Genomic DNA, 12,114 nt, shown 5'->3' with positions numbered 1-12,114 from the left:
ATTAGCTCAGCTGGGAGAGCACCTCCCTTACAAGGAGGGGGTCACTGGTTCGAGCCCAGTATCGACCACCATTCTTTTCATAAAGAATTAAAACATTATGAAATCCCAGGTCGATTAGCTCAGCTGGGAGAGCACCTCCCTTACAAGGAGGGGGTCACTGGTTCGAGCCCAGTATCGACCACCATTCTTTAATGAAGATTTTTCTTCACTCCATGTTGTTCTCGCTCCATCAAGCTATTTATCATTTCATCTAGTTCATTGCAAAATCCAAACTTGGATAATACCAATTAGCATGAGAAAGTGATCTACTCAGAGCTATTTTTGGCAAACGAGTTCAAGACGAATAACTTAAGTAATAGTGGTTCTATTGGGAAGCTATTCAACGAAGAAGTAGGCAGCCATAAAAGCGCCCAAAGGGCGAGTTTTACACTTCTGATACTGTGTAAACGAACTTGAACGTAGAGTCACTATGCCCTTCATTCGTTGCAAGCCACATGGATGTGGTAAATGTCATTGATGCACGACTATAGGGATATAGGAGGTAGAGTAACGCAGGAGCTGTTGCCGAGGAGCATTTAATGACCTTATCTCAGAAGCGCTAAACTCTCGCTGAGCGATCACATCTTTATGCCGATTGGTATAATAATCTCTCTGCCCCGTCGATGCTTTATAAACTGGCTCTTTATACTTAGTGTCAACATATGCTCCTGTAAACATAGCCTCTGTAAGCATTGGCCTCTGTATGCTTAAGCCTCAGCAAGCTTAAGGCTCATTAAACTGATGTATCAGTATTCTAAGCTCTCTAAAAACTAATGTCAGTGTCAGCAGCACTATCTGCTCATGGATAAAAGCTGTTAGCTTAGCTCTCACCAATCCGAGGTACTTTTGTAGTCAACGCCTTAAAAATCATATTACTTAGCAATAGAATAAATAAGATCTAAATGTCTCCCCCCCAATTAAATAAAGTTTTTTATTTACTTAATTGAAAGTTAATTTTATAGTGTTGCTACATCATAGAATTGAAGATGAACCATGAGCCAGCAAACATTAACCGACACAGATACCGCTAGTGCAAACAAAATTCTCGCTGTTACGCTTCTGGTAACACTGATCAGTGTTGCAGGAATCGCACTGCCTTACCCGGTATTAGCCCCATTATTTGCTGAAGCAAATTCACAGCTAACCCAGTTCATGGGATTGCCGTCAGAGCTGCTATTAGGCATTGTTCTGGGGATTTACCCTTTAGGCATCATTATTGGTAGTAGTATGATCGGCTCACTATCAGACACATATGGTCGTAAACGCTTACTCACGCTCACACTTTTAGGTAGCGCATTAGGTTATGCATTAACTGCGGTAGCTGCACTATCAGAACATTTTGTCCTATTTTGTTTAGCACGATTTTTCACCGGGTTATGTGAAGGCAATATCTCGATTGCACGGGCAATTGCTGCCGATCTTCACCCAACAATCGATAAAACTCGCAGTTTCTCACTTATCAGTGCAATGGGTTATGGCGGTTATTTAATTGGTCCCTTAGCTGGCGGATATTTAGTATTGTTGGGCATTGATGCTGTTTTTTGGATAGCCGCTATCGCTTGTCTTTTCTGCGCCTTATTAAGCCACTTCAGCCTACCGGCGAGCTTAGATATTGCCGCTCAAAATGCCCAAAAACAAACTAGTCTAGCACTGCTAAAAGAACCTGCAATTCGCCGTTTTTGTTTGCTTTATCTTATGTTAACCACGGGCGTGAATCTGTATTATGAATATTACCCTCTACACCTAGTGCGCCAATATCAATACAGCTCTGTGGATATTAGCTGGGTAACGGTTTTACTGACATCTTGCATGATCGCAGCCAGCATTTTATTAAACCCTAAAATCCAACAACGCTTTAATCATGCCCAAGCAGGACTCATCGGCATGCTGACATTTGCCATCGCTCTGGCCATGTTTGCCTTAACGCAATCATTGTTGTTCATGGCGACATTTGCACTCATGGGAATAGGGATTGCTATCTACAATGGCTTTTTACCTTCATATCTATCTACTGCTTATGAGCAACGTCCCCAAGGCCAGCTTATGGGAATGCTAGTCACGATTTTTTGTCTTGGCAATCTGGTGGCCGCATTGTTAGGTGGGATATTTTCCATGTTTGATGTCAGAGCTGCACTGCTGTTTGGCGCCACAATAGCCACCTTAGCGGCGGCCCTTTTTTACCATGGACATTACCGCTCACAAATGTGGCAGCAACCCACACCCTAAACCCTAAATGAAATGGGTGGATTCCCACCCATTTCACTCTCAGTCATAGATGCCTTTCCACCTATTTAGCTCATCTAAGAAACACCCTCAAACACACAACCAAATCACAACACTTTGTTATCAAACAAAATAACAACTAAGCAACATAATTGGCTCAACACTTGCTATTCCCTGTAGGTATTCACTCGGAACGTTACTCGAACTTGCAATGAATTCGTTGCCGATAAATGCCAAACAAATAATAAAAGGGAATCATTATGTCACTGTTAACTTGTACCTCAATATTAAAACCCATCGCCAAGATAGCTGCAGTTACACTGCTTATGTCAGCCAGTTTGCAATCCATGGCCGCACCGACTGAATTAAAGTTCTCTCACGTTGTGGCGGAAAACACCCCTAAAGGGCAAATGGCGCTGAAATTTAAGTCCCTAGTTGAACAGCGACTACCTGGCGAATATGTCGTCAGTATTTACCCAAATTCACAGCTTTTTGGTGACAATAATGAGCTGTCCGCCCTGCTCCTAGACGATGTGCAATTTGTCGCTCCGTCTTTATCTAAATTCGAACGTTATACTAAAAAGCTGCAACTGTTCGATCTACCATTTTTATTTGAAGATATGGATGCGGTTAACCGCTTTCAGCAAAGCGAAAACGGCCAAAAACTATTACGTTCTATGAAACGCAAAGGCATTCTAGGACTAGGCTACTTACACAATGGTATGAAACAGTTTTCAGCCAGTACCCCGTTAGTCGTGCCAGAAGATGCCCAAGGCAAGAAGTTCCGTATTATGGCCTCAGATGTACTCGCGGCACAATTCCAAGCTGTCGATGCTATTCCAGTGAAAAAGCCGTTTTCTGAAGTCTTTACCTTATTACAAACGCGGGCCATTGATGGTCAAGAAAATACCTGGTCTAACATTTATTCAAAAAAATTCTTTGAAGTACAAAGTCATATCACAGAAAGCAATCACGGATTACTGGACTACATGGTCGTAACCTCCAATAACTTTTGGACTTCGCTACCCGCAGACAAACGTAAAATCATCAAAGCCTCTTTGGATGAAGCCATTGCCCACGGTAATGAAATTGCAGCGGCAAAAGTGAGTAAAGATCGTCAAGCCATCATTGACTCAAAACGTTCGGAATTAGTTGCACTAACACCTGAACAACGCCAGCAATGGGTTGCAGCGATGAAGCCGGTTTGGTCAAAGTTTGAAGCCAAAATTGGTAAAGAGATGATCGAAGCCGCAGCTGCGTCTAATCGCCAATAAACATCCCAAAAACAGCTGGCCACGAGCCAGCTGTTGGTTAGTTTTACAGGAGAGTTGCTATGATTGCCCGCTGGCTATCGCACTTTGAAGAAGCCTTTCTCAACATACTCATCACTAGTATGACGCTATTGGTATTTGCCGAAGTGATCGCGCGTTTTTTCTTTAACACCGGTTTCTTATGGATCCAAGAACTGACACTCACCCTCAGTGGCTGGTTCGTGTTATTCGGTATGTCTTACGGTGTAAAAGTAGGCGCCCACATAGGTGTTGACGCTTTTGTGTCTAAATTGCCGCAAACACCGCGTAAATACGTCGCACTGTTGGCGACGAGCATCTGTTTAGTTTATTGCGCCATGTTTTTAAAAGGAAGTTGGGACTACCTAGTCAAAATGTATGATGTCGGCGTACCAATGGAGGATATTGATTTTCCTCATTTCTTAATCAATCACCTCGATCCTGACCAAGCTTGGGAATGGTTTAGAATCGATGTAGAAGAACCCGCAGTGCCATTATGGCTATCGCAAAGCATTCTATTGATTGGTTTTAGTCTATTAAGCTTTCGTTTCGTCGAACTCTTCATCGCCCTGCTGCAAAACAAAACCCTAGGTTTCCAACTGGCCGATGAAGCAAAAGAAAGCATGCAGCTAGCAGAGGAAGTGACTAAAACGCAAACCAAGGAGAAGCAATAATGACCATAGCGACACTGTTCATTACCCTGTTTATATGCATGATAATCGGTATGCCGATTGCTATCGCATTAGGCTTTTCTAGTATGCTGACCATTTTGCTTTTCTCAGACGACTCATTGGCCTCTATTGCGTTGAAACTGTATGAGTCAGCATCAGAACACTACACCTTGCTTGCGATTCCATTTTTTATTCTATCTTCTGCGTTTCTTTCAACCGGTGGCGTAGCAAGGCGAATTATTAATTTTGCCATGGACAGCGTTGGCCATATTCGTGGTGGGCTCGCGATGGCTTCAGTGATGGCATGTATGCTATTTGCTGCTGTATCAGGATCCTCACCGGCCACCGTGGCTGCAATTGGCTCTATCGTCATCATCGGCATGGTGCAGGCAGGCTATCCTGAAAAGTTTGCCGCAGGGGTGATAACCACCTCCGGTACCTTAGGGATCTTAATTCCTCCGTCAATTGTTATGCTGGTTTATGCGGCAGCTACTGAAGTATCGGCGGCGCGCATGTTTATGGCCGGTCTTATCCCTGGCCTGATGATGGGCTTACTGCTGATGTTGGCTATCTATGTAGTAGCAAGAATTAAGAAACTCCCCTCCAGGCCGTTCCCCGGGGTAAAAGTACTCGCCACATCGAGTGCTAAAGCCATGGGTGGCTTAGCCCTTATTTTTATTGTACTTGGTTCCATCTATGGCGGAGTAGCAAGTCCAACGGAAGCAGCGGCTGTGGCCTGTGTCTACGCGTATTTTATTGCGGTGTTTGGTTATCGAGATATCGGCCCGCTTAAAGCGGTTAAATGGCGCGAGCAGCAAGAACCACTAGTTAAAGCCATTGTTCGCAACACCCTAGCAATGATAGCTGGCGTGGTTAAAACACCACTGGATAAAGAGGTCCGTCATGTGGTGAGAGATGGCGCTAAAGTCAGCATCATGCTGCTGTTTATCATTGCCAATGCCATGTTATTTGCCCATGTGTTAACCACTGAACGTATCCCACATATTATCGCTGAGGCAATTGTCGGTATGGGGTTACCCGTGTGGGGCTTCTTAATTATTGTCAACTTACTGCTGCTTGCAGCGGGTAACTTTATGGAGCCATCGGCCATTTTATTAATTATGGCGCCGATTCTGTTCCCGATTGCCACTCAGTTGGGCATCGACCCCATCCACTTAGGTATTATCATGGTGGTCAATATGGAGATCGGCATGTTAACACCGCCAGTTGGGCTCAATTTATTTGTCACCGCAGGCATAACAGGCAAAAGCATGGGCTGGGTCATTCAATCTTGCCTACCTTGGTTAGGCTTACTGCTACTGTTCTTGGCTTTAATCACCTATATACCGCAAATTTCACTATTTTTGCCCGAGTATATTGATTCACTAAATGGCTACTAAAGTGCTTGATTAAACGAAACATTTAAGCGAGCCTAAGGTAACGGCAGCAAAGCGATTTGCCTTAGGCTCAGTTTGTATTCACTTGGATGTGTAGTTATGCCATTGTCAAAAAAGAACAAGAAACATATCAGTGTCATATTATTATTTGCTATTGGATTGGCGGCGACACTGCGAATAGCTTATTGGTTTCACCTTGATCAAGGCCTGCTGCAAACCAAAGCGCAAAGCCAAACCCAATTAAAACAGCTACAAAGCTTTATTGACGGGGCATTATCTCGCTACGAAAGCATTCCTCACGTACTGTCTACTAACCCATTACTTAGTCAAGCCCTCTACCACCAGCAAAGTCCTCAGGCAATACAAGACGTCAACGCCTATTTAGAAGAAGTACAAAACATCACCGAAGCACTTGATATCTACCTGCTTAATCAGGACGGCGTGGCCGTAGCAGCCAGTAATTGGCAAACTAGCTACTCTTTTGTCGGTAAAGATTTTAGCTTTAGACCCTATTTCACCGAAGCCATTGACGGTGAGCTCGGTCGTTATTTTGCGGTAGGGGTAACATCAAACAAACGCGGATTTTATTTCTCTTACCCTATCTATCCAAGTGAAAAAACCGCGAGTCAATCGACAAAAGCCGCCAATAGCAAACAAGTGATTGGTGTCATCGTTGTTAAGGTAGATATAAGCGATATCGAAAGCCAAAGTACCCGTATTGCTCGTGGCAGTGGCTATGAGTTTGCTATTTCAGATCTCGACAATATCATCTTTTTATCGAGCCAAAGAGACTGGCGCCTGCACGCGTTTTTACCGCTAGATCAACAAACACAAATCAACATTAACGCCAGTAAGCGCTATGCCAATCGGGTGATCACCTCATTAGACATCGCCCCAAGTTATCAACAAACCGGTGTGAAATACCGCCTGTTTAGTATTAACCAAGCTGACCAACCCGATCATCGCTTATTAGAGATAAAATCGTTAATGAATAAGGCGGGATGGCGATTGCACATATTAACGCCCGTGCAGCCAGTCTATCAGCGTATGCCAGCGATTTTATTGCTGTATGCCGCACTGTATGTTGCCGCAGCACTAGCATTATTGTTTAGCTTAGAGCGTCGCAAAAATATCAGCCAGATGCAGCAAGCAAAGCAGCAACTAGAACAAAGAGTCAAGAACCGCACTCAAGCACTCGAGGCCAGTAACGCCAAGCTAAAAGATACCCAGGATGAATTAATTCAAGCGGCTAAACTGACGGTGATTGGTAGTCTATCAGCGAGTATCAACCATGAAATTAACCAACCCTTAGCAGCAATACGCAGTTACGCACAAAACACCAAAACCATGGTGGAGCGCGGCAGGCTCGACATGGTCTCAACCAATGTCGACACCATCATAACCCTCACCGATCGCCTAGCAGCCATCGTGGCACAATTTAAGAGTTTTACCCGCAAAAGCCATGGCCAAGATAGTGCAATCGACTTACATCAATGTATTCAAGATTCCTTGACGATTGTGCAACCCGAAATCGATAAACAAGGCATCGCACTCACCCTTGCACTTGCCAAGGAGCGATTAGAGATATGGGGAGACAGTATTCGCTTACAGCAGGTGCTGGTTAATCTTATGAGCAACGCTATTTCGGCAATGAAGCATAGCCCAAGTAAGCGTCTACACATTGCCACCCAAAGTGGCCATCCGCTAACCATCACGATTACGGATTCGGGCACAGGTATCCAGGCCAATAAAATTGACCGAATATTTGAACCCTATTACACCAGCACTAGCCATGGCTTGGGATTAGGCTTATCGATTTCACAACGCATAATTGAAGCCATGAATGGCAAAATAGGGGTCGAAAATGCCGCTGCCCACGGCGCCATTTTTACCATTACCTTGCCCACTTATGATATGTCATCACCATCAATCAATACTCAGCCAGCCGCCAACGGAGAAGCTTAATGAGCCTAACGCAAATAGATTCACTGAACATTATTGTTGTTGATGATGAGCCGTTAATTGGCGCAGCTTTAGTGCAACTATTTGAGCTTGAATCCTACCAAGCAGCCACAGTGTGTGAGGCACAAACCTTACTTGATGCCCTGCCCAAGAACTGGCCTGGTATTATCATCAGTGACGTTAACATGCCAAAAATGGATGGTGTGACCCTACTGCACCAACTGCTACAGCGTGACCCCGATTTACCGGTTATTTTATTAACTGGCTTTGGCGATATCGCCATGGCGGTTGATGCGCTTAAAAAAGGCGCTTACGACTTTTTAGAGAAACCGTTTAACAATGAACATATGCTCGATGTGGTTAAGCGTGCATTAGATAAACGTGCGCTTACCCTTGAAAACCGCAGCCTGAAAAAAGAGCTTGAAAACCATAGTCGCCCAGGGCCAAGGATCTTGGGCCACAGTCCAGGCATTAATCAAATGCGGCATATTATCGACCAAGTTATCGATCTACCTGCCGATGTCCTCATTGATGGTGAAACTGGCACAGGTAAAGAGCTTGTCGCCCGCTACCTACATGACCATAGTGTTCGCCATCAAGCCAACTTTGTCGCCATTAACTGCGGCGCTATTCCGGAAACGATTATCGAAAGCGAGCTATTTGGGGCTGAATCAGGCGCATTTACAGGCGCAGATAAAACCCGTATCGGGAAATTTGAGTATGCCGATGGCGGTACCCTATTTCTCGATGAAATTGAAAGCACACCATTATCATTACAGGTGAAATTGCTTAGAGTACTTGAAGATCGCTGCATTGAGCGCTTAGGCTCAAATAAAACCATCGCAGTGGATATTCGAGTGATTGCCGCAACTAAAGTCGACCTGCAACAACTATGCGAGCAAGGGCAATTCCGCCAAGATTTATTGTATCGGCTAAACCTCGTCACTGTACCGATCCCGGCCCTGCGCGATCGCCGTGAAGATATTCCACTGCTGTTTCTGCATTTTGCTCGAATTGCATCAACTCGTTATCACAAAGCCCATATCGCATTGAGTCCTGAACAAATGGCTATTCTCACCTCCCACGATTGGCCTGGTAATGTCAGGGAGCTGCGTAACTTTGCTGAGCGCTATGTATTATTGGGCGCCGATGCCGCCTTTGCGACCTCATTGGCTCAGCAGCCACAAATCAGTAGCGGTATGTCTCTGCAGCAACGGGTGGAGTTTTTCGAAAAAATGTTGATTGAAGAATCACTTAGCTTACATAAAGGCAGCATCAAACATACTATGGCGCAGCTTGAGCTACCCAGAAAAACCCTCTATGACAAAATGCAAAAATACGCGATAAACCGCAAGCATTTTATGTAAAAAGCCAGCATAGGCTGGCTTAGTTTATTCAAAAAGCAAGGTTATCAAATAGCAACATCATAAGGGAACGCCCAAGACATTGAAGCCTGATGTTTTTCCTTATTTTGACTAATTAACTGTTCAATTAATTCACGGATCTTCGGCTCTGCATCAATAAATTTACTCATATTCGCCCCGCCATATCGCGCGTCATAAATAGCTTCACCATCTAACCGCCCATCGCGAAAGACCTTAATTTCTGCATAAACCATATACAAGGCTAAATCCCAAGCCCAATTTGCAGTGTAGGTAGCAGTCCATTCACATTGTTGATTTGCATCCAATTGATCTAGCACACGATATTGAATCTGTTTTTCCGTAAGTACTTTTTCCATCTCAGCCAAGAAACCTGGACGCACATCTGGATTTTTCTGAATACACACTTCAGCGGTGTTGCTCATCTCCACTGGGTCAACACGCTGCTTAATGCTACAACCGCTACTCAATGCAACCAAAATCGAACCTATGACTAACTTTTTCATGACGCTCCCTATCTTATAATACTTAGAAATACCCCCTTTTGGGCGTCTTAAAAATAACACTTCAGTTACAACAAGTTAATACAGAATATGCGATTAGCCAATAAAGCCGATATAAATCTAAAGTATTAATTAAAACAGTGATAAAAAGCTAAAGCTGTGCAGGATAAAAACAGAACAAACCTCAGAAGACAGCCACCATCTCAATACAGCATTAACATTGCGACTAAACTATACGTTCCATAACGATCGCGTTAACTCACTCGCACTCACTTGCCTACAACCGGACGTATTGGTGCCGGCCCACAATGGTGAAAATCCATCGTCCCCAACAGATTCAGCTTTGGCTCTTAGTGGTGCCATTGCCAGTGATGCATAGGGAAAGCGCGGGGCATTGTCATTGATATAGCCCAGCTCTTGCATAGCTTGATTAACAATGCCTCTAGCTAAGCGGCCGGAAAAAATGTTGGTTAGTGCTGTCTTATGGGCTGGCGAACTCAGCGCTTTTCTGTGTAGTGCAAACGTTGTTGCTTCATCACACAATAGATATGCAGTCCCTAATTGCACACCAGCTGCGCCTTTAGCAAGCATCTGTTTTACATCAGTCGCGGTTGCCAAGCCACCTGCTGCAATAACGGGAATAGAAACGGCGTCCATTATCGCCGCCAATAATGTTTGTGTTGATTGCTGGGTGTTTGGATCGTCAGTTAAAAACATTGCCCGATGCCCTCCGGCTTCACAGCCTTGAGCAATGATCACATCGGCGCCGTTGTTCTGTAGCCAGATAGCTTCCTCCACTGTGGTGGCTGAAGATAAGATAATCGTTCCCCAAGTTTTAATTTGCTCAACCAGTTGTGGCTCAGGCAAACCAAAATGAAAGCTCACAACGGGCGGTTTAATCGCATCAAGCTTATCGGCCATCTGCTTATCAAACGGCTTACGAAGGCCGGTTATTGATGCACTAGGGGGTAACTGATATTGATGATAGTAAGGCTCAAGACAGGTTTGCCAGCGGGCTAATTCTGCGTCATTCATTTGGGGCATTTGATGGCAAAAGAAGTTTAAATTATAGGGCTTGTCGCAATGATGTTGGAACAAGCTAACCTGCTCAATCACTTGCTCGCTGGTTAACATGCCGCAAGGAATGGATCCCAGAGCACCTGCTTGAGACACCGCAACGGCTAAGCGCCAATCCTGCACACCAGCCATTGGCGCTTGGATAATGGGTTTACTAATTGACAAAAGTTGGCATAACAGCATGGTTTTCATCCTAAAAACGATATGACTAACTCACTGTTTACTAGCTTAACTGTTAATACCCTAGCGGTCTAACATTGGACGTCGAAGCAGACGTTGATAACGATAAAATGCCTGCAGTTTATGCCGACTCAACACCAATACCAGTATTTGTTGCACGATTAACAACATGACACTGCCAAGTACCACGCCCTGCCAATTAGCTTGTTGCCAAAATGGTAGTAGATAAGGTCCACCTAACGCTGCGCCTAAATAATAGCTACATAAATACAGCGCTGTCGCTTTGGCCCTATGATAACTTGCACGTTCAGCCACCCATGCATTAGCGCTACTATGCAAAGTAAAGAAGCCAAAACTCATCACCATAAATCCGGCGATGATTGCTGCAATCGTATCGAACAAGGTGATTAACGTGCCGATAAACATCAACACACTCGCTATCATCAGCAGCGGCTCTCGGCCAAACAAACTCACCCACTTAGCACTCCTTGATGATGCGTATGTACCAGCGAAGTAACATAGAAATATTAAGGTGACCTCAAAGCGCCCCCATTCAAATGGCGCTTGCATTAAGTGCAGTTGAATATAACTATATTGGTTAACCATCACCATAAATGCCATGCCGCCAAGCAAGTAAATTAACGGTAACTTGCGATCTTTTAGATGGAACTTAAATCCTTTGAAATCCTCAATGCTAAATTTAACTGGCACCTTTGCATGTTGTGCTCTCACTGCATCTATATCTGGCAAGCATCGCACCGCAATCACCACCCCTAAAGCCGTTAAACCACACAGTAAGAGCATGGCTTGTTGCCAGTTAAATAGTGCTGTCATCATGCCGCCAATCAGTCGGCCCACAATGCCGCCAACACTGTTTGCTGCGATATAAATCGCTCCGGCTTGCAGTAACTGCTTGTTAGTGAGCATATCTTTAAAGTACGCCATAGCAATGGCTGGCACGGCAGCAAGCAACACGCCTTGCAAAAGGCGAATCAACATGAGTTGTTCAAATGACCCTAGCCAAATCATTAGCCCATCAACCATCACCAATAGATACAGGCTCACTATGATGGGTTTCCTGCGACCGACTTTGTCTGACAACAATGCATAAAACAGTAACGAAATCGCCATTGAAAAGCTGGTAACAGAAAGCAATAAGGTTGCATGAGCGGGTGCCACATCAAATTGCTCAGAAACCAGTGGCAACATGCCTTGTACGATATACAAGTTGATGTAAATAACGATGGAAGCAATGGATAGCCCGGCGATTAACCGTCTTGTTTGCGATTGTGTTGTCTGCATTAATATCATACTTCAATTAACCCTAGACACAGGCTATCACTCGACGTAGCATAATAAAAATACATAGTTATTATTGAAGCCATAACATT

9 protein-coding genes and 1 tRNA gene are annotated in these 12,114 nt (G+C 44.4%); 7 read left to right on the top strand and 3 right to left on the bottom strand.

Annotation, left to right across the window (positions count from 1 at the left end):
* Positions 1–108 precede the first annotated feature (108 nt).
* The 7 genes from ACHUFW_RS04565 (at position 109) to ACHUFW_RS04535 (ending at position 8,948) form a co-directional block, all read left to right on the top strand.
* Positions 109–184: transfer RNA gene (locus tag ACHUFW_RS04565), tRNA-Val, on the top strand.
* Positions 185–1,032: 848 nt separating this feature from the next.
* Positions 1,033–2,265 carry an MFS transporter gene (locus ACHUFW_RS04560; RefSeq protein WP_394200948.1) on the top strand — a complete coding sequence of 411 codons (1,233 nt, stop codon included), beginning with the start codon at positions 1,033–1,035 and terminating at the stop codon, positions 2,263–2,265.
* A 257-nt stretch (positions 2,266–2,522) separates the two neighbouring features.
* Positions 2,523–3,536, top strand: coding sequence for a TRAP transporter substrate-binding protein (locus ACHUFW_RS04555; RefSeq protein ID WP_394200946.1), 1,014 nt, complete (start codon positions 2,523–2,525; stop codon positions 3,534–3,536).
* A 59-nt stretch (positions 3,537–3,595) separates the two neighbouring features.
* A complete protein-coding gene (locus ACHUFW_RS04550; protein WP_394200945.1) occupies positions 3,596–4,225 on the top strand; it encodes a TRAP transporter small permease in 630 nt (209 codons plus the stop codon).
* On the top strand, positions 4,225–5,622 hold the full coding sequence (locus ACHUFW_RS04545; RefSeq protein ID WP_394200943.1) for a TRAP transporter large permease: 1,398 nt from the start codon (positions 4,225–4,227) through the stop codon (positions 5,620–5,622). Before ACHUFW_RS04550 ends, ACHUFW_RS04545 begins: the two co-directional genes overlap by 1 nt.
* 96 nt (positions 5,623–5,718) lie before the next feature.
* Positions 5,719–7,584, top strand: a complete 1,866-nt coding sequence (locus tag ACHUFW_RS04540) for a sensor histidine kinase (RefSeq protein WP_394200941.1) — start codon at positions 5,719–5,721, stop codon at positions 7,582–7,584.
* Complete coding sequence (locus ACHUFW_RS04535) at positions 7,584–8,948, top strand: sigma-54-dependent transcriptional regulator (protein WP_394200939.1); 1,365 nt, start codon at positions 7,584–7,586, stop codon at positions 8,946–8,948. The genes ACHUFW_RS04540 and ACHUFW_RS04535 overlap by 1 nt, the downstream gene beginning before the upstream one ends.
* 44 nt (positions 8,949–8,992) lie before the next feature.
* Here the strand turns inward: ACHUFW_RS04535 and ACHUFW_RS04530 are convergent, their stop codons facing one another.
* From ACHUFW_RS04530 to ACHUFW_RS04520, 3 genes are all read right to left on the bottom strand, one after another.
* Positions 8,993–9,469: an Sbal_3080 family lipoprotein gene (locus ACHUFW_RS04530; protein WP_394200938.1), complete on the bottom strand. Its 477-nt coding sequence runs from the start codon at positions 9,467–9,469 to the stop codon at positions 8,993–8,995.
* 228 nt (positions 9,470–9,697) lie between these two features.
* Positions 9,698–10,726 carry an NAD(P)H-dependent flavin oxidoreductase gene (locus ACHUFW_RS04525; RefSeq protein ID WP_394200937.1) on the bottom strand — a complete coding sequence of 343 codons (1,029 nt, stop codon included), beginning with the start codon at positions 10,724–10,726 and terminating at the stop codon, positions 9,698–9,700.
* A gap of 60 nt (positions 10,727–10,786) precedes the next feature.
* Positions 10,787–12,025: an MFS transporter gene (locus tag ACHUFW_RS04520; protein ID WP_394200936.1), complete on the bottom strand. Its 1,239-nt coding sequence runs from the start codon at positions 12,023–12,025 to the stop codon at positions 10,787–10,789.
* Between the last annotated feature and the right edge of the window lie 89 nt (positions 12,026–12,114).

It is taken from the genome of Shewanella waksmanii, from assembly GCF_043643685.1.
Lineage (GTDB): Bacteria > Pseudomonadota > Gammaproteobacteria > Enterobacterales > Shewanellaceae > Shewanella > Shewanella waksmanii_A.
Note: the sequence above shows the minus strand (reverse complement) of the source record. Positions and strands in the feature narration are given on the sequence as shown.